15 protein-coding genes are annotated in these 18,504 nt (G+C 72.8%); 10 read left to right on the forward strand and 5 right to left on the reverse strand.

All coding sequences use genetic code 11. The features are described 5' to 3' along the window. Nucleotides 1–61: 61 nt before the first annotated feature. Nucleotides 62–1,504, reverse strand: coding sequence for an aldehyde dehydrogenase family protein (locus WMF46_RS49060; RefSeq protein ID WP_437983556.1), 1,443 nt, complete (start codon nt 1,502–1,504; stop codon nt 62–64). A gap of 81 nt (nt 1,505–1,585) precedes the next feature. Between WMF46_RS49060 and WMF46_RS49065 the strand changes: the two genes are divergently transcribed. Continuing rightward, entirely contained in the window at nt 1,586–3,007 is a 1,422-nt protein-coding gene (locus tag WMF46_RS49065; protein WP_437983557.1) for an aminotransferase class III-fold pyridoxal phosphate-dependent enzyme, read from the forward strand. Beyond that, entirely contained in the window at nt 3,004–3,990 is a 987-nt protein-coding gene (locus WMF46_RS49070; protein ID WP_437983558.1) for a hypothetical protein, read from the forward strand. The genes WMF46_RS49065 and WMF46_RS49070 overlap by 4 nt, the downstream gene beginning before the upstream one ends. Nucleotides 3,991–4,070: 80 nt before the next feature. Here WMF46_RS49070 and WMF46_RS49075 read toward each other — a convergent pair whose 3' ends face one another. Both WMF46_RS49075 and WMF46_RS49080 read right to left on the reverse strand, forming a co-directional pair. Beyond that, nucleotides 4,071–4,463 (reverse strand): DUF5615 family PIN-like protein, encoded by a 393-nt coding sequence (locus WMF46_RS49075; protein WP_437983559.1) that lies wholly within the window; start codon nt 4,461–4,463, stop codon nt 4,071–4,073. Next, entirely contained in the window at nt 4,460–4,690 is a 231-nt protein-coding gene (locus WMF46_RS49080) for a DUF433 domain-containing protein (RefSeq protein WP_437983560.1), read from the reverse strand. The genes WMF46_RS49075 and WMF46_RS49080 overlap by 4 nt, the downstream gene beginning before the upstream one ends. Nucleotides 4,691–4,858: 168 nt before the next feature. Between WMF46_RS49080 and WMF46_RS49085 the strand changes: the two genes are divergently transcribed. From WMF46_RS49085 to WMF46_RS49105, 5 genes are read left to right on the forward strand one after another with little or no spacing between them, the layout of a single operon-like run. Beyond that, nucleotides 4,859–5,728 carry a formate dehydrogenase accessory sulfurtransferase FdhD gene (locus WMF46_RS49085; protein WP_437983561.1) on the forward strand — a complete coding sequence of 290 codons (870 nt, stop codon included), beginning with the start codon at nt 4,859–4,861 and terminating at the stop codon, nt 5,726–5,728. After that, nucleotides 5,725–8,049, forward strand: coding sequence for an FdhF/YdeP family oxidoreductase (locus WMF46_RS49090; protein ID WP_437983562.1), 2,325 nt, complete (start codon nt 5,725–5,727; stop codon nt 8,047–8,049). The genes WMF46_RS49085 and WMF46_RS49090 overlap by 4 nt, the downstream gene beginning before the upstream one ends. Nucleotides 8,050–8,083: 34 nt before the next feature. Then, nucleotides 8,084–9,490, forward strand: coding sequence for an aminotransferase class III-fold pyridoxal phosphate-dependent enzyme (locus WMF46_RS49095; protein WP_437983563.1), 1,407 nt, complete (start codon nt 8,084–8,086; stop codon nt 9,488–9,490). Then, a complete protein-coding gene (locus WMF46_RS49100) occupies nt 9,487–10,455 on the forward strand; it encodes a histone deacetylase family protein (RefSeq protein ID WP_437983564.1) in 969 nt (322 codons plus the stop codon). Before WMF46_RS49095 ends, WMF46_RS49100 begins: the two co-directional genes overlap by 4 nt. Nucleotides 10,456–10,498: 43 nt before the next feature. Then, nucleotides 10,499–11,569: a GAF domain-containing protein gene (locus WMF46_RS49105; RefSeq protein ID WP_437983565.1), complete on the forward strand. Its 1,071-nt coding sequence runs from the start codon at nt 10,499–10,501 to the stop codon at nt 11,567–11,569. 18 nt (nt 11,570–11,587) lie between these two features. Here the strand turns inward: WMF46_RS49105 and WMF46_RS49110 are convergent, their stop codons facing one another. Continuing rightward, nucleotides 11,588–12,823, reverse strand: a complete 1,236-nt coding sequence (locus WMF46_RS49110; RefSeq protein WP_437983566.1) for a hypothetical protein — start codon at nt 12,821–12,823, stop codon at nt 11,588–11,590. Nucleotides 12,824–12,879: 56 nt separating this feature from the next. On the opposite strand from WMF46_RS49110, the gene WMF46_RS49115 reads away from it, so the two are divergent. The 3 genes from WMF46_RS49115 to thrC all read left to right on the forward strand — a co-directional run bounded on the left by WMF46_RS49115 (nt 12,880) and on the right by thrC (nt 16,790). Then, nucleotides 12,880–14,238 carry an NAD(P)/FAD-dependent oxidoreductase gene (locus WMF46_RS49115; RefSeq protein ID WP_437983567.1) on the forward strand — a complete coding sequence of 453 codons (1,359 nt, stop codon included), beginning with the start codon at nt 12,880–12,882 and terminating at the stop codon, nt 14,236–14,238. Between the two features lie 73 nt (nt 14,239–14,311). Further along, nucleotides 14,312–15,397, forward strand: coding sequence for a serine/threonine-protein kinase (locus WMF46_RS49120; protein ID WP_437975908.1), 1,086 nt, complete (start codon nt 14,312–14,314; stop codon nt 15,395–15,397). 52 nt (nt 15,398–15,449) lie between these two features. Beyond that, nucleotides 15,450–16,790, forward strand: coding sequence for a threonine synthase (gene thrC / locus WMF46_RS49125; protein ID WP_437983568.1), 1,341 nt, complete (start codon nt 15,450–15,452; stop codon nt 16,788–16,790). 28 nt (nt 16,791–16,818) lie between these two features. Here thrC and WMF46_RS49130 read toward each other — a convergent pair whose 3' ends face one another. Continuing rightward, complete coding sequence (locus WMF46_RS49130; protein WP_437983569.1) at nt 16,819–18,498, reverse strand: STAS domain-containing protein; 1,680 nt, start codon at nt 18,496–18,498, stop codon at nt 16,819–16,821. Nucleotides 18,499–18,504: the final 6 nt, after the last annotated feature.

Below are 18,504 nucleotides of genomic sequence, written 5' to 3' on the forward strand. Positions count from 1 at the left end.
CAGGCGAGGACGGGAGAAGGAGACGAGAGCGGGGCGCGTCGTCAGCGCCGATGCGTCCCGTTCAGCTGAGAGAGACCCAGACGGACTTTAGCTGCGTCAGCTCGTCCAGCACCGCGCGGCCGTTCTCCCGCCCGAAGCCGGACTGTTTGGTTCCGCCATACGGGCTCGCCGCGTCGAAGCGGTTGTACGTGTTGATCCAGACCGTGCCCGCCGAGAGGCGCGCGGCCAGCGCGTGCGCCTTGCCGACGTCGCGCGTCCAGATGCCCGCCGCGAGGCCGAACTCGGTCGCGTTCGCGACGCGCGCGGCCTCCTCCACGTCGTCGAAGGGGAGGACCGCCAGCACGGGGCCGAAGATCTCCTCGCGGGCGAGGGCCATCGACGGGGAGACCGCCGAGAACACCGTCGGCTCGACGAAGAACCCCGGGCCCTCGCGGCGCCCGCCGGTCTCGCGGCGGGCCCCCTCGGCCGCGCCACGGTCGATGTAGCCGAGCACCTTCGTGAAGTGCGCCTCCGAGACGAGGGGGCCCATCTGCGTCGACGGATCGAGCGGATCGCCAGGGACCAGCCGGCGCGCGCCGCTCGTGACCACCTCCAGCACGCGGTCGTGCACCGATCGCTCCACGAGGAGCCGGCTCCCCGCCGTGCAGAGCTCGCCCTGGTTGTAGAAGATGGCCGTCACCGCCGCCTTCGCGGCGCTCTCCACGTCCGCGTCCGCGAAGACGATGTTGGGGCTCTTGCCGCCCAGCTCCAGCGACACCTTCTTCAGCGTGCCCGCCGCCGCGCGCATGATCGTCCTGCCCGTCTCCGTGCCGCCCGTGAACGAGATCTTCGCGACGCCCGGGTGCTCGACGAGCGCAGCCCCCGCCTCCTCGCCGTGCCCCGTGACGACGTTGACGACGCCCGGCGGCACCCCCGCCTCCGCGAGGATGCGCGCCAGCTCCAGCGTCGTGAGGCTCGCCTCCTCCGGCGGCTTGACGACCACCACGTTGCCCACCGCGAGCGCGGGCGCCACCTTCCGCGCCGCGAGCAAGAGCGGGAAGTTCCAGGGGATGATCGCGCCGATGACGCCGAGCGGCTCGCGCACGGTGTAGTTCAGGAACGGACCCCGGACCGGGATCGTCTCGCCGCCGAGCTTCGTCGCCCACCCGGAGAAGTAGAAGAACGTGTCTGCCGTGCGCGGCGCGTCGATCGTCCGCGCGGCCGTGATCGGCTTGCCCGTGTCGAGTGCCTCGAGCCGCGCCAGCTCCTCGCACCGCGCGAGGATGAGCTCCCCCGCCTTCCACAGGATGCGCGCGCGCTCGTTCGGATCCATCGCCGCCCAGCGCGGAAACGCCGCGCGCGCGGACGCCACGGCGGCGTCCACGTCCTCGCGGCGGCCGCGGGCGAGCCGCGCGAGCGCCCCGCCCGTCGCGGGGTTCGCGGTCTCGAACGTCTCGCCCGAGAGCGCCTCCCTCTCGGCGTTGTCGATCCAAAGCCTCTTCACCGTCTCGCGCGTGTCACCCATGCCCCCGTCGTAAACCCGCGCACCCGGGCGCGGCAAGCGGCGATGACACGCGCCCCGGCGTGCGGGATACTCGCGTTGCCTATGGATTTCTCCGATCGCCCCACGCTCCCGTCCGTCCCTCCGCGAAGAGTCGTCACCGAGCTGCCCGGGCCGAAGGCGCGCGCCTGGATGGCGCGCGGCGGCTTCGACATGCAGTCGAGGTATCGCGCGGTCGTGATGGACGACATCGCGAGCCGCGGGTGCTCGCTCGTCGACGTGGACGGCAACGTGTTCCTGGACCTGTTCGCGAACTTCGCGCTCGGGGCGCTCGGCTACAACCACCCCGCGCTGGTCGAGGCGGCGCACCGCGAGGGCTTCATCCGCGCCGTCGCGAACCCGACGTCGACGCCGTTCGTGACGACGCCGGCCTGGTTCGAGTTCGTGGAGGCGCTCGAGCAGCGGTTCGCGCCGCGCGGCATGGCGCGCGTCTTCTGCGTGGACGCGGGGGGCGAGGGCGTCGAGTCCGCGATCAAGGCGGCGTTCATCCGGCACGGCGAGCGCCGGCGGGAGGCCGCCGGGCTGCCGAGGAACCCGCTCGAGCTGCCGGAGGAGCTGCAGAAGAGCATCCTCGACAACGCGGGCACCGACGCGGTGGTCGTGTCGTTCGCCGGCGCGTTCCACGGCCGGGGCCTCGGGCCGATGTCCGCCACGCACTCGAAGGTGATCCACAAGGCCGACCTGCCCGCGTTCCCCTGGCCGACGGCGCCGTTCCCCGCGAGCCGCTTCCCGCTGGCGCGCTTCGCCGACGAGAACGACCGCGCCGAGGCGGAGGCCCTCGCCGCGCTCGAGCGGATCCTCGACGCGCACGGCGGCCGGGTGGCCGCCCTGATCGTCGAGCCCGTGCAGTCCGAGGGGGGCGATCGGCACGCGAGCGCGGCCTTCTTCCGCCGCGCGCAGGAGCTCGCCGGGAAGGCGGGCGCGGCGTTCATCCTGGACGAGGTGCAGACCGGCATGGGGATCACCGGCACGCTCTGGGCGCACGAGCAGCTCGAGCTGCCGCGCCCGCCCGATCTCATGTGCTTCGGGAAGAAGATGCAGATGGGCGGGTTCTTCGCGACGAGCGCGTACGACGTCGCGCAGTTCGGGCGCATGTACCAGACGCGCAACGGCGATCGCGCGCGGTCCGCGATCGCGCTGGCGACGCTCCGCGCGATCGAGTCCGAGGACCTGCTCGGCAACGTGCGCGCGACGGGCCGCCACTTCCTCTCGCGGCTCGAGGAGCTCTGCGAGCGCTACCCCGCGCTCGCGAGCGAGCCGCGCGGCCGCGGCTTCCTGCTCGCGTTCGACCTGCCGACGACCGCGGCGCGCGACGATTTCCTCTCGCGCGCGCTCCGCCGCGGGGTGTTCGCGAGCTACACGGGGACGCGCTCGGTGCGGCTGCGGCCGCACCTCATCACGACGGTCCCGGACGTCGACGAGGCGATCGGCGTCTTCGACGCGGTGCTGCGCGAGATGGCCGGATGATCGTCGATCCGCGCGACGTCTGCCCGGGGGAGGGGCCGGAGAAGGTCGCGCGGGCGCTCGCGCAGTTCTCCGTGGACGAGGCGCAGGACGGCGCGGCGTTCGACGAGGGCTACCGGGCGCTCGACGCGGTCTTCGGGCCGAAGGGCGAGCTCGAGCGCCGCGAGGTGCTCTGGGCGTGGCTCACCGGGGCGCACACGGACGCGGGGGCGCCGATCACGGCGACGTACCACCTGCTGCTCGCGCGGGACGCGGAGGGGCACCTCGCCGGCGTGCGCGATTGCTACGTCACGCTGGACCGCGCGGCGCGGCGCTGCGTGGCGCTCCTGTCGCACGCGCTCGTCCTGCCGGCCTTCCGCCGCACCGGGCTCGCCGCCCTGCTGCGCGCGGCGCCGGTCGCGCTCGCGCGCCGGGCGATCGAGGGCGCGGGGCTCGCAGGGGGCCAGGGGGCCGGCGGCGATGGCGCGGAGGTGATGCTCGCCGCCGAGATGGAGGCCGTCGACCCGGACGACCGCGACACGGTGGTGCGGCTCATCGCGTACGGGCGCGCGGGGTTCGCGATCGTCCCGCCGGACGTGCTCCCGTACGCGCAGCCCGACTTCCGCGACACCGCGGCGCTCGGCGTCACGCCGGTGCCGCTGCCGCTGCTCGCGGTGGTGCGTCAGGTCGGCGAGGAGGAGCGCGACGAGATCCCGCGCGCCCGGGCCGAGTCGTTTCTGCGCCATTACCAGGCCGTCCACGCGCGCGAGGTGAGCCAGGGCGAGCTCGCGCCGATCCGCGAGAACGCGCTCGCGCGCCTTTCGGCGTTCCCGGGCGAGCGCGTGCCCCTGATCCGGATCCCGCGGGGGCCGGCGGATGTCGCGGGGTTCGCGCCGGTGCTCCGGTGCGCTGTGATGCCGCTGTTCCCGGAGGCGTGGCGCGGCAAGGCGCCGCTCGACGCGCCGGAGCGGGAGATCGAGAGGCTCTGCGCGGCGTGGAGGGGTTGAGGGGTCGGGCGGCTCGGGCAACGACGGCGCTCGACGCCGGGAACCTCTGGCTGCATCAAGGTATCTGAAAGCTGCCCTCGTCATCGCGCCGGTCGAAGACACCGGACCCGAACACGCACCAGCGCGTCCTTCCGCTCTGCAACGAGCACGAACGGCGGTTCCACGTCGGCTGCGCTGGCCTCGATCGCTTCGAGCATCTCGATCACGAACGTCGGTGAGATGTGCCCAGGTCTCAAATAGATGATGCCCACGAGCGGTTCGCCGGCCTGGTAAGCGAGCGTTCCGAAATCCCCATCGTGTGTCAGAACGACACGACCGTGGCCGTGTGCATGGCGCAGGACGTCGATGTCATCTCTGCCGCCCATTCCCTCTTCGAGCACCGCTCGGACGTCTTTGCCCCGAAGGACGAGCGCACGCACCACCTCACGGTGGATGTTCTCGTCCGCGAGTAGCGGGAACGCGAGCGGATTCATGCAGGGATCTTCACATCCCAGACCACCTCGTTCTTCAGGGAGCGCGCCGCGTACCGCAGCGCCGCCGAGAGCCCTTCAGCAGGAAGCTGCGGGTAGGCTTCCAAGATTTGCTCACGTGTCGCCCCGCTCGCCAGCAGATCCAGAACGAGTTCGACGCTGATGCGGGTGCCCTTGATGCAGGGCTTACCCCCGAGCAGGCCTGGGCGCGCGACGATCCAATCTTCCATCCGGCTCTCCTCCTGTCATCGTCCCGTCGGTTGGAGGATAGCAGCACCATCGCCTTCTCGACGCCGCCTCATCGGCCCGCGCTGGCAGACCATCGAACACATCCTCCGGAGCGGCCTGCTCTCCTGGGCGCAGCAGGCTAGGATGACGGAGCCCGGAACCACCCCGCCATGCCGTCCAGCACAGCCCACGTCTCGATTCGCACGATCACGGGCGAGACCGCCTCGGACGCCGAAGATCTGCTCGCCGTCGAAGAGCCGCTCGAGATCGTCGTCGTCGCGCGCGCCCCCGGGGACGCGCGCCGCGCCGAGCGCCGCCTCGGCATCACGATGCGCACGCCCGGCAACGACCGCGAGCTCGCGGTCGGCCTCCTGTTCGCCGAGGGCGTCATTTCCCGCGCGGCCGACGTGGTCGCCGTCGAGGAGGCCCTCGGCCCCTCGGGCGATCTCGTGCGCGTCACGCTCGGCGAGGACGTGATCGTCGATCTCGGCCGGACCGAGCGCGCCCTCGCGGTCGCGAGCGCGAGCTGCGGCGTCTGCGGCAAGGCGTCGATCGACGTCGCGTCGCTCGCGCCGCCCTCGCCGCTCGCGCGCGGCGTCCCCCGGATCGCGCCGGGCGTCGTGCACGGGCTCGCCGCGCGGCTCCGGGGCGCGCAGGCGGTGTTCGGGCGGACCGGGGGGCTGCACGCGGCGGCCCTCTTCGACGCGGGCGGCGCGCTCGCCGACCTGCGCGAGGACGTCGGGCGCCACAACGCCGTCGACAAGCTGATCGGCGCCGCGCTGCTCGCGGGGCGGCTGCCCGACCCGGGCGCGGTGCTCATGGTCAGCGGGCGCGCCGGGTTCGAGCTCGTACAGAAGGCGCTCCGGGCCTCGATCCCCGTGATGGTCGCGGTTGGCGCGCCCTCGAGCCTCGCCGCCGAGCTGGCGGCGGCGCACGGGATGACGCTCGTCGGCTTCGCGCGCGACGGGCGGTTCAACGTGTACGCGGGCCGGGAGCGCGTCGAGGTCCCCGTCGTGGTCCCGGCGGAGGCCGCGTCGTGACGGCCCGCGACGTGCCGCGCAACGTGCAGGCGGAGCCGCCGATCGAGCCCGAGGCGCCGAGGATCGGCGAGCGCAGCGCGGCGGCCGGCGGGCTCCCGGCGGTCGGCGCGACGCTCCGGCACGCGGTCGGCGAGATGGGGGTCGCGCGCGCCGTGCGCACGCTCCTCCGCGTGAACCAGGGCGAGGGCTTCGACTGCCCCGGCTGCGCGTGGCCCGAGCCCGACGAGAAGCGCTCGCTCGCGGAGTTTTGCGAGAACGGCGCCAAGGCGGTCGCCGAGGAGGCGACGCTCCGCCGCGTCACGCCCGAGTTCTTCCGGGAGCACAGCGTCGAGGCGCTTTCGCGGCAGTCCGACCACTGGCTCGGCAAGCAGGGGCGGCTCACCCACCCGATGCTGCTCGACGAGGGCGCGTCGCACTACCGCCCGGTGTCGTGGGACGAGGCGCTCGACGTCGTCGCCTCGTCGCTGCGCGCGCTCGGCTCGCCGGACGAGGCCGTCTTCTACACGTCGGGCCGCACGAGCAACGAGGCGGCGTTCCTCTACCAGCTGTTCGTGCGCGAGCTCGGGACGAACAACCTGCCCGACTGCTCGAACATGTGCCACGAGTCGAGCGGCGTCGGCCTGCGCGAGGCCATCGGCGTGGGCAAGGGGACCGTATCCCTCCACGATTTCGAGCTGGCCGACGCCATCTTCGTCGTCGGGCAGAACCCGGGGACGAACCACCCGCGCATGCTCTCGGCGCTGCGCGAGGCGCGGCTGCGCGGGTGCGAGCTCGTGACGGTGAACCCGCTCCCCGAGGCAGGCAACGAGCGCTTCCAGCACCCGCAGCACCCGCTCGATCTCGTCGGCTCGGGCGTGCCGCTCTCGACGCTCTTCCTCCAGGTGCGCATCAACGGCGACGTCGCGCTCTTCACCGGGATCATCAAGGAGATGCTCGAGGAGGAGGCGCGGAGGCCGGGCGCCGTGCTCGATCGCGCGTTCATCGCGGGCCACACCCACGGCTTCGAGGCGTTCGCGGAGGCCGTGCGCGGCGCGCCCTGGGACGACATCGTCGCGCAGAGCGGGGTCCCGCGCGACCGGATCCGGGCGGCGGCCGAGATCGCGATGCGCTCCGAGCGCACGATCGCGTGCTGGGCCATGGGCCTCACGCAGCACCAGAACGGCGTGGCCAACGTCCAGCAGGTGATGAGCTTCCTGCTCCTGCGCGGCAACATCGGGCGGCCCGGCGCGGGCGCGTGCCCGGTGCGCGGGCACAGCAACGTGCAGGGCGACAGGACGATGGGCATCTGGGAGCGCCCGCCCGCGGAGCTCCTCGATCGGATCGAGCAGAACTTCGGCTTCTCCCCGCCGCGCCGCCACGGGCTCGACACCGTCGCCGCGATCGCGGCGATGGCCGAGGGGCGCGCCCGCGTCTTCTTCGCGCTGGGCGGCAACTTCCTCTCGGCCACGCCGGACACGGCGCTGACCGCCCGCGCCCTCGCCCGGTGCGACCTCACCGCGCACGTCTCGACCAAGCTGAACCGGGCGCACCTCGTGACGGGAAGGCGCGCGCTCATCCTGCCTTGCCTCGGCCGCACCGAGCGCGACGCGCAGGCGGGCGGGCCGCAGTTCGTGACCGTCGAGAACTCGATGGGCGTCGTCTCGAGCTCGCGCGGCAGCCTCCCGCCGGCCTCGGAGCTGCTGCGCAGCGAGGTGGCGATCGTGGCGGGCCTCGCCCGCGCGGCGCTGGGCGCGCGCTCGCGCGTGCCGTGGGAGGAGCTCACCGCCGACTACGACAGGATCCGCGATCTCATCGAGCGCACGATCGACGGCTTCGACGGCTTCAACGCGCGCATCCGGGACCCGCGCGGCTTCGCCCTGCCGAACGCGGCGGCGCGGCGCGAGTTCCGCACGGAGACCGGCAAGGCGAACTTCATCGTCCACCCGCTCCCGCGGCACGATCTCGAGCCGGGCGAGCTCCTGATGATGACGATCCGCAGCCACGACCAGTACAACACGACCATCTACGGGCTCGACGACCGCTACCGCGGCGTCCGGGGCGGGCGCCGCGTCGTGTTCATGAACGCCGAGGACGCGGCCGAGCGCGGCCTCGCCCAGGGGGACCTCGTCGACGTCACGAGCCGCTTCTCCGACGGGGAGCGCGCCGCGCGCGCGTTCCGCGTCGTGCTGTACACGATCCCCCGCGGCAACGTCGCGGCCTACTTCCCCGAGGCGAACGTGCTCGTGCCGCTCGGCAGCATCGCCGAGAAGAGCCACACGCCCGCGTCGAAATCGATCGTTGTGCGCGTCCGGGCGGCCGTCGCGACCGACGGATCTGCGTGACGCTCCGCCGCCCCCGTTGCATTGGAGTCCGACCATGAACGCCCCGACCCACATCCCCCCGCCCATCCCCGGCGAGCCCGAGCGCGCCTCGATGCGCACCGCCATCCCGGGGCCTGCGTCCGAGGCGCTCCGCGCCCGCCACCATCGCTACCAGGACGCGCGACCGATCCACTTCTATCAGGACGCGCGCAAGAGCCTGGGCAACTACATGGTCGACGTGGACGGCAACGTGCTGCTCGACGTGTACGGGCACATCGCCGCCGTGCCCATCGGCTACAACCACCCGGATCTGCTCGCCGCGTGGCGCAGCGGCCGCTTCGACTGGTGCGCCGGCTACCGCTCCGCGCTCGGCGTCGCGCCCGCGCCCGAGTGGGTCGACCTCGTCGAGAAGACGCTGATGCGCGTCGCGCCGAAGGGGCACACGCGCGTCTTCACGTTCACGACCGGCGCGGAGGCGGTCGAGAACGCGCTCAAGGCCGCGTTCATCCGGCTCGCCCGGCGCCGGCGCGGCGGCGCGCAGCCGAGCGACGGCGACCTCGCCGCCTGCATGCTCAACCGGCAGCCCGGCGTGAACGCCTTCAAGGTGCTCTCCTTCGATGGCGGCTTCCACGGCCGCAGCATGGGCGCCCTCTCGGCGACGCGGAGCAAGCCGATCCACAAGCTCGACATCCCCGCGTTCGACTGGCCCGTCGCGCCGTTCCCCGCGAGCCATTTCCCGCTCGCGGCGCACGCCGAGCAGAACCGCGCCGCCGAGGCGCGCTCGCTCGAGGCGGTCGAGGCGGCGCTCGACGCCCACCCGGACGAGGTCGCCGCGGTCATCGTCGAGCCGATCCAGGGCGAGGGCGGCGACCGCCACGCGAGCCCGGCCTTCTTCCAGGCGCTCCGCCGCCTCACCGCGGAGCGCGGCGTCGCGCTCATCATCGACGAGGTGCAGACCTGCGGCGGCGGGACCGGCGCGCTCTGGGCGCACGAGGCGTGGGACCTGCCCGAGCCGCCGGACATGGTCACGTTCTCCAAGAAGATGCAGCTCGGCGGCTTCTATTGCCGCGAGGAGCTCGCGCCGATCGAGCCGCTGCGCGTCTTCAACACCTGGCTCGGCGACCCGCTCCGCGGCGCGCAGCTCGAGGTGATCCTCGAGGTCATCGAGCGCGACCGGCTCCTCGAGAACACGCGGTCGACCGGCGAGCGCCTGGTCGCCGGCCTCGAGGACCTCTGCCGGCGCTACCCCGGGGTGCTCTCGGGCGCCCGGGGCAGCGGCACCTTCGCCGCTGTCGACTTCCCCCACGCCGCCCGCCGCGACGCGGCGCTCACCGCGCTCCGCAACCGCGGCCTCGAGGTGGGCGGCTCGGGCGACCGCACGCTCCGCTTCCGGCCGGCGCTGATCTTCGCCCCGCGCCACGTCGGCGAGGCGCTCGATCACCTCGAGTCGGTCTGCAAGTGACCTCGGACGCCGCCGCCTCGCCGCCGATCCGGGTGTTCCACACGCCGCGGTATTTCGCGGACATCGGCGAGCACGTCATGCCGATGCGCAAGTTCGCCCTCGTGCGCGAGGCGATCGAGCGGAGCGGCCTGCCCGCGCGCATCGAGGAGCCCGAGGCGGCCTGTGACGAGGACCTCCTGCGCGTCCACGCGCACGGCTACGTCCAGGCGATCGCGACCGGCGAGCCCCGGGCGCTGGCCGAGTCGCAGAAGCTCCCCTGGTCGCCGGCGCTCGCCGGGGCGGTGCGCTTCACGAACGGCGGCTGCGTCGCCGCCGCCGCCGCGGCCCTCGAGGACGGCGTCGCGGGCAACCTCGCGAGCGGCTTCCACCACGCGCACGAGGGCCACGGCGAGGGCTTCTGCACCTTCAACGGCCTCGTCGTCGCGCTGGAGCGCGCGCGCGCCGAGGGGCGCATCCGCCGCGGCCTCGTGGTCGACATGGACCTCCACTACGGCAACGGCACCGCCTCGCTGCTCGCGTCGCGCCCCTGGGCGTTCCAGCTCTCCATCTACGGCAGCTGGTACAAGCAGAACAAGGCGCACCGGGACGTCGAGGGCGAGCGCGCCCCGGACACCGAGAACTGCTGGTCCGTCCCGGTCCCGAACGGGAGCGGCGGCGCCGCCTACCTCGAGATCCTGGAGCGGCACCTCGGCCCGGCGATCGACCGCGCCGCGCCCGATCTGATCCTGTACCAGGCCGGCGCGGACCCGTACCGCGAGGACCCGTACTCGCCGCTCGACCTGACGCACGACGATCTCTACGCGCGCGACCAGATCGTGTTCCGGGCCGCGCTCGAGCGGGGCGTCCCGATCGCGTGGGTGCTCGCGGGTGGGTACACGCCCGACGTGAGCCGGGTGGTCGAGGTGCACCTCCGCACCTTCATCGCGGCGGTGCGGGCGAGGGAAGCAGCGGCGCGCCCGGGGTGACCTCGGCCGACCCGCGCCCCGCCAGGCAAGGTAGCATCGCGCGATGGCCGACCTGAACGACCCTGTCCGCCTGGCCGAGCTGCGCGGCGCCGTGCTGCGCGCCGAGGCGGACGCCATCCTCGACGCCTGCGTGGTGCGGGCCGCCAAGCTGGCCCGGTCGCCCATCGCCGTGGTCAGCCTGCTCGTGCGCCATGTCCAGCTCCTGCGCGCGCAGCACGGGCTCCCCCTCGAGCTCGCCGTGAGCTGCGCGACGTCGAGGAGCAACTCCTTCTGCCAGCTCGTCGTTCTCGACGAGGTGCCGCTCATCGTCGACGACGCGCTGCGCGACGAGCGCGTCCCGAAGGAGCTCGTCGAGAGCTACGGCATCCGCGCCTACGCGGGCGTGCCGGTGCGCGCGCACGGGCACGTGCTCGGGGCGCTCTGCGTGCTCGACGTCGTCCCGCGCCGCTTCGATCAGCGAATCGTCGGCGCCCTCGAGCAGCTCGCCGTCGACGTCTCCGGCCGGCTCTCGGCGCTCACGCTGAGCGACGCCCCGCTGGCCAGCGCCGACGTGCAGGAGCGCCTCGTCCGCGTCGAGCAGGCTACCCGCGCCCTGGAGCGCGCGCTCCTCGCCCTCTCGCCCGTCATCGCCGCGGCGCAGGCGGCGACGGCGGGGCCGCGGGTCGACGCGGCGCGCGGGATCGACGCGTCGCACGCGTCGCACGCACCGCACGCGTCGCGCGCGACGCTCGTCACGCCCGCCAGCCTGCGCGCGGCCGTGTCGTGCTGGCGCGACATGGGCCCCGTCGCGGAGGAGCTCTGCGAGGAGGCCGCGGCCATCGCGAGCGCCTCGCCCTGCGAGGCGGCGTCCGGGCTCGCCACGGACGCCCGGGCGCTCGCGCGGAACCTCGCCGAGATCGGCCCGCTCGTCCGGCTCGCCGAGGGCGTGCTCGACGGGACGCTGGGAGAGGCCGCCGCGGCCAAGGGGCGGGCGCTCGTGCTGCGCGGCGCGCTCGACGCCCACGAGGCCGCCTCCGCCGCGGTGCAAAGGCTCCGCGCGGGCGCCCTGCGCGCGCGGGCCGCGACGGCCGGCCCCGGGAGCGGCAGCGCTGCCCGTCCGCCTGAGGCGCGGTGATCACGGCGCCGTGGGGGATCACCGCGGCGGCAGGGTCGACGGCGGCGCCGGCACCTCGCGGGTGATCTCGCCCGCGTCGGGCCCGTCAGCGAGCGGCTCCGAGCCCGGAGCGAGCGGTATGCCCTCCCACGTCGCGGTCCTGTCCCGGCTCCCGTAGACGAACGGCGGACGGGTCTCCAGCTCCCGGGCGATGCGGGCGAGCTCCTCGTCGAGGTGGCGCGGATTCGCGAGCAGCCTCTCGCGGATGCCGCTGTTCTTCAGGTAACCGCGGACGTCGGGGCTGTCCGGATAGTACTTCGTGAACACGTTGTACCGGAAGAGCGGCTTCAGCCGGTGCAGATCCCTGGGTCCGGTCGGGAGCGGCAAGAGCTCGACGAAGCTCTTCCGCTTCGCCCGCTCCTCCAGCCGGTCGAGGACGAGCTGGAGGCTGTTCTCGAGCAGGTGCGGCGCGCAGTGATCCGCGAAGTCGTCGTACAGGAGCCGCATGAGCGCCCTCGCCTCGTCGATCGGCAGCTGCGCCTGCCGCTCGCGGCCCATGCGCCGCACGAGGACCATGAAGGGAGACGGCTGGTTGCCGGTCGCGCGGATCACCTCGGGATCGCGGAAGTCGGGCTGGCGGTAGGGGAAGTGGCGCGGGTTGATCGCGTCGAACCCGCCTCGGCCGTAGAACAGGATGCGCTGCCACGACAGGCGCTCTTCCGGCGTGAAGTACTCGACCTCGGCCGCGAGATCGACGTTCATCCCGAAGTACTTGCCCGGGGCCGACGGCGCGGGGAGCGTGATCTTCCCCATCGCGTGCAGGTCGGTGAGGTACTGCATGGCGAGCTCGACCGGCGAGATGCGCAGCCAGTACGACAGCACCGTCCCGCGCGCCTCGGGGATCATGAAGATATGAGCGAGGTAGATGACGCAGAGGTCCGGGGCGTACGCCGGATTGATGAGCACGGTGCCGTCGCGGACGCCGCGCACCTTTCCGTCCGCGTCTCGCGCCACGAGCAGGAAGTAGCGCATGTACGTGCCCGACGGCTCGGGCGTGAACGGGTCGTCGCGGAGGAACGCCTCGATCGCCTCCTTGCGCTCCATCTCTCCATGAGGACCGAAGCAGTCCCAGAGGATCTGATACGCCGCGTCGAAGTCCGGGTCGGAAGGATCCTCGATGGACCAGATCTGGTATTTGCGGGTTTCGCGCTCGATCATCTCCACCACGTCCTGGTGGAAGAGATCCTTCATGCAGAGCCGGACACGTCGCTTCAAGCAGGGCTCCCGGGGTTCATGGTGCCAGAGGCGCATCCCTCTGATAGGTGATCATCGTGGCTCGTGCAGCGCTCGTTGACACGTACACGCACACGCACATCGATTCCGCGCGCTCCGTGTGGAGCGAGGCGGGCCCGGTCTATGAGCCCGTCCCTCCGCTGCGCGCGGACGCGACGGCCGACGTGGCCATCATCGGAGGAGGTTTCACCGGGATCTCCACCGCATACCATCTAATCCGCCGGTTTCCGAGCCTCCGCGTCATGATCCTCGAGGCGCGCCACCTCGCGAACGGCGCGAGCGGGCGCAACGGGGGGATGATGCTGAACTGGATCAACGGGGTGGGCTCTCGCGATCCGGAGCTCACGCGCCGCGTGTACGAGACGACGCGCGCGGGGATCGACGGCATCGTCGGGATGATCCAGGAGCATGACCTCCCTGTGCGCCACCGCCGCGACGGATGCATGGAGGTGCTCACCGACGCGCGCCGGGCCGAGGCGGCGCACGCGCGGGTGGAGCAGCTGGCCAGCTGGGGCATTTCGCTACAGTACCTGGACAGCGCGGCGCTCTCGAAGCGGCTCGGGATCCAGGGCGGGGCCGGGGCCGTGCTGGACGCGACCGAGGGGCAGCTGAACGGGGTCGACCTGCTGCGCTGCCTGCGCCCGCTGCTGCTCGCGTGGGGGGTCGCCGTCCACGAGGACACGCCGGTGCTCGGGATCCGGGAGGGGCGCACGATCGAGCTGACAACGCCGGGCGGCGTCGTCCGGGCCGCGGCCATCGTGCTCGCCACCAACGGCTACACGCCGCGCCTCGGCTACTTCAAGACCGGCATCTTCCCGCTGCACTCGCACGTCATCGCGACCGAGCCGCTCGACGCCGAGGCGCGCGCCGCGCTCGGCTGGGGGCAGGTCGCCGGCTTCAGCGACGACCGCGACCGGATCGCGTACGCCAGCATGACGCCCGCCGGTGAGCTCGTGTTCGGCGGGGGCAGCAACGCAGCGTATGCCTACCTCTATGGGAACAAGACCTCCTACCCGGGCACACCTGAGTCGGCCGGGCCGGCGTTCGAGGCCATCCGGCGCCGGCTCACAGGCTATTTCCCTGCGGCCGAGCGGCTGCGGATCGCGCACCGCTGGACGGGCACCCTCGGCATCACGATGAGCCGGCTCTGCAGCATGGGGGTGCGCGGCGAGCACCGGAACGTGTACTACGCCCTCGGTTACAGCGGCCACGGCGTGACGCTCGCCAACCTCGCGGGCCGCGTGCTCTGCGACATCTACGCGGGCGACGACGCGCGGTGGCGGGATCTGCCGTTCTACATGGCCCCCCTCCGGGGCGTCCCGCCCGAGCCGCTCCGGTGGCTCGGCTATCACGCGTACACCAAGCTGACGGGGCGCTCGCCGCGCAAGGCGGGCTAGAGCGGCTAGCGCGGTGGGGCCCGCCGAGCGGGCTTGCGTGGCCGGAGCGCGGGGCGCTATTCGATGCGGGGCCATGTTCTGCGCGCGCTGCCACCGGGAGTACGACGCGGGCCATCGGTTCTGCCCCTACGACGGCGCGGAGCTCACCGAGGGCCGGCGCGTCGACCTGTTCCGGTACAAGCCGACCCGGCTGCGCGGGACCCTCCTTGGCGAGCGCTACGAGGTGCGCGGCTACCTCGGCAAAGGGGCGATGGCGCGCGTCTACCTCGCGGTCGAGATCGAGACGGGCCAGCCGGTCGCGATCAAGGTCCTCGAGGAGTTCGCCGCCCGGGCGGAGCGGACGCGCGAGCGGTTCGTGCGCGAGGCGCAGAGCGCCGCGACCATCGGGCACCCGAACATCGTCCGGGTGCTCGACGCCGGCACGCGCTCGGAAGACGGCGCGCCCTACCTCGTGATGGAGTACCTCTTCGGCGAGTCGCTCGGCGACTGGCTCCGGCGCGAGCGCCGCATGGACGCGGACCTCGCCATCCCGGTGCTCTCCCAGGCCGCGTCCGGGCTCGCCGCCGCGCACCGGGCCGGGATCATCCACCGCGACGTGAAGCCGGACAACATCTACCTCGTGGGCCCGCAGGGCGACCCGTACGCGGTCAAGGTGCTCGATTTCGGCCTGGCGAAGATCCAGGCCGCCGATCTCATCACGGCGACCGGCACCGCCGTGGGCACCCTCGAGTACATGGCGCCCGAGCAGGTCGTGAGCGACCTGCCCGACGCCCGCACCGACGTCTACGGGCTCGGCGTCGTCATGTTCCGGGCCTTCACCGGGGAGCTGCCGTTCCCGCGCTCGGAGCAGTCGGAGCTCCTCGCCCGGCAGCTCGTGACCCCGCCGCCCCGCCCCTCGGAGAAGCGCCGGAGCCTCGATCCGCTGCTCGAGTCCGTGATCCTGAAGGCGATCCGGAAGAGCCCGAACAACCGCTATCCCTCGATGGAAGCGTTCCTCGAGGATCTCGAGCGGCTGGCCGGCGACCGGGACGGGCCGCTCTCGGCCGACGAGCCGCTGCGCGAGCCCGGCGACGTCTACCTCCCGCAGGGATCGTTTGCCAGGAACGCGGCGATCTACTTCTATAGGCGGCTCGGCATGGAAGCCCCACGCTTCGACTGAACCGACACCACCTCCCGCGGGCGCTTCCCGCCACCCAGGAGATTCGATTGCCATGGCCTACTCTGCTGCATTCCGATGCCTGACCGGTTGTGCCGGCAGCTACCCGCTGACGCAGCCCCTCTACCGTTGCCCCACCTGCGGCGGCCTGCTCGACGTCGCCCACGACATCGCCGCGCTCCGTGACCGGAGCCCCGCGACGTGGATGAAGCTCTTCGACGAGCGCTACAAGCGCACGGTGTGGCCCTACGGCTCCGGGGTCTGGGGCAAGCGGGAGTGGGTCGCGCCCGAGGTCCCGGACGAGGCCATCGTGTCGATGGACGAGGGCGGCTCGAACCTGTTCTGGGCGGACCGCTACGGCAAGACGCTCGGGCTCGATGACGTCTGGGTGAAGCTCTGCGGCAACAGCCACACGGGGTCGTTCAAGGACCTCGGCATGACGGTGCTCGTCTCGGTGGTGAACAAGGCGATCCGCGAGGGCCTCGAGGTGCGCGCGATCGCGTGCGCGTCGACGGGGGACACCTCGGCGTCGCTCGCGGCGTACGGGGCGGCGGCCGGCTTGCCCGTGGTCGTGCTGCTGCCGCGGGGCAAGGTGTCGACGGCGCAGCTCGTCCAGCCGATCGCGTCGGGGGCGCTGGTCCTCTCGCTGGACACCGACTTCGACGGCTGCATGGCCATCGTGCAGCGCCTCTCGGCCGAGGGCATCGTCTACCTGGCGAACTCGATGAACGCCCTGCGGCTCGAGGGCCAGAAGACCGTGGCCATCGAGATCGTGCAGCAGTTCGACTGGACGCTGCCCGACTGGGTCATCCTCCCGAGCGGCAACCTCGGCAACGCCTACGCCCTCTACGCGGGCTTCAAGATGCTGAAGGACCTCGGCCTCACGACGCGGTTCCCGCGCCTGTGCGTGGCGCAGGCGGCGCGGGCCAACCCGCTCTTCAAGGCGTGGTCCGAGGGGCGGAGCGAGGTCGTGCCGATGAAGGCGGGGGAGACCCTGGCGAGCGCGATCCAGATCGGCAACCCGGTGAGCGCGCCGAGGGCGATGCTGGCCCTCAAGGCGATGGACGGCGTCGCGGAGGAGGTCACCGAGGACGAGCTCTGCGACGCGGCGGCCCGCGCCGATCGCACCGGCATGTACACCTGCCCGCACACGGCGGTCGCCCTCGCCGCGCTGGAGAAGCTCGTGAAGAAGGGCCTCGTGGAGAAGCGTCAGCGGGTCGTCGTGGTCTCGACCGCGAACGGCCTCAAGTTCACGGAGTTCAAGGTGAAATACCACGAGCGCGCGCTCGCGGACGTCACGAGCCGGCTCGCCAACCCGCCGGTCGCGCTGCCACCCGACTACGACCGCGTCCTCGCCGCCCTCGACAAGCACGCCGCGCAGACCAGCAAGCGCTGACGCTCCGGCAAGATCGGGCCGCCGGCCGCTACCCGCGCGACCTCGCGCGGCGCCGCCGGCGCCGTCCGCGCGCGTTCGCGGAGGTCATCGCGGAGGCGATGCCGTTCTGCAGGGTGTTGTGCGTGGCGATGCCGCTCATGTCGACGCCGATCTCGACGAGCGTCCTGGCCACGTCGGGGCTCAGGCCCGTGATGATCACCTCCGAGCCGAGCAGGCGCACCGCCGTCGCGGCGCCAAGGAGCGCGTCGGCGCACGGCCCGTCGATCCGCGGCACCCCGGTGATGTCGAGGATCGCGACGTGCGCGCGGCGGGAGGCGACGCCGCGGACCAGCGTCTCCTGCACGCGGCGCGTCCGCTGGCTGTCGAGGGCGCCGACGAGCGGCATCACGACGATGTCGTCGCTGATCGGGATGAGCGGGGTCGACAGCGCCGCGAGGATCTCGTTCTGCGCCCGGAGGGCCTCCTCCCGGGCGCGCCGCGCCTCGGTCTCCGCCTCGGCGCGCTTTCGCTCCGTGATGTCCCGCACGATGACGACCGCCTCCGCCCGATCGCTGCCGGCGATCCGGACCTCGTAGTCGCGCGCGCTGCCCGCCTGCTGCTCCTGGTACTCGAAGACGTGCGTCGCCTCGTCGGCGAGCGCTCGCGCCACGAGGCCGGTGATCTGCTCGGCGACGTGGGCGGGGAACACGTTGGCGACGTGCCTGTGCAGGAGATCCTCGGCGCGGAGCGACGGCCTCGGGTCCCGGGAGGCCTTGAAGTCAAGGCAGATGCCGTCGCTGCTGATCCGGAGGATCGTGTCGGGGATGGCGTAGAGCAGCGCGCGGTTGTTCGCCTCGCTCCGGCGCAGCGCCGCCTCCACGCGCTTGCTGCCGATGAAGTGGCCGGCCTTGGCGGCGACGGCGAGCAGGACGTCGAGCAGCCCCGGATCGGGCGCGCGCGGCTCGGCGTCCATGAGCTCCAGCACGGCCGCGACCTGCGCGTCGGCGCGGACCGCGATGGGGAGCTCGACCGCGAAGCGGAGGCCGGCGCCGCGCGCCGCCTGCGCGCGCGGGTCGTCCGTCTCGGCGTCGAGGTCGCTGAACCAGGTCGGCTCCCCCTGGGCGAGCGCGCGGCCGGGCAGCCCGGCGTCGCGGGCGAACCGCGCGCCCCGGGTCGCCGCCTCGAGCGCGATCGAGTCGTCGGGCGCGGCGCTCCAGGTGTGCTCGCAGCGCAGCCCGTCGCTCTCGTCGTCGCCGAGCCACAGGGCGGCGAACCGGAAGCCGAGCGTCTCCCCGAGCGCGCCGAGCAGCGCCGGGACGCCCTCGGAGAGCGTCGTCGACTCGACGAGGATCCTGGTCACGGTGTACTGCGTCGACACCTTGTAGTTCGCCTCGGCGAGGGCGCGGCGCTGGTTCCACTTCTCGGTGAGCGCGAAGGCCATCTGGCGGACCTCGCTCGGGTCGAACGGCTTGGCGAGGATGAGGAGGTTGTCGGTCTGCCCGAACCGGGCGGCGATCTCCTCCCACGAGTCATCCGAGTCCGCCGCGCAGAGGACCGCCTGGATGGCGCCGTCCTCCTTCCAGATGCGCGAGAGCGTCTCGACGCCGTCCCACCCCGGCATGCGCGCGTCCACGAACACGAGCGCGTACGGCGCGCCGCTCTGCAGCGCCTCGCGGACCTTCGCCAGCCCCTCCTCCCCGCGGGTCGCGGACGTGAGCTCGAACCTCACCGGCCG

The sequence above is a fragment of the Sorangium sp. So ce117 genome, assembly GCF_051524395.1.
Classification (GTDB): domain Bacteria; phylum Myxococcota_A; class Polyangia; order Polyangiales; family Polyangiaceae; genus Sorangium; species Sorangium cellulosum_B.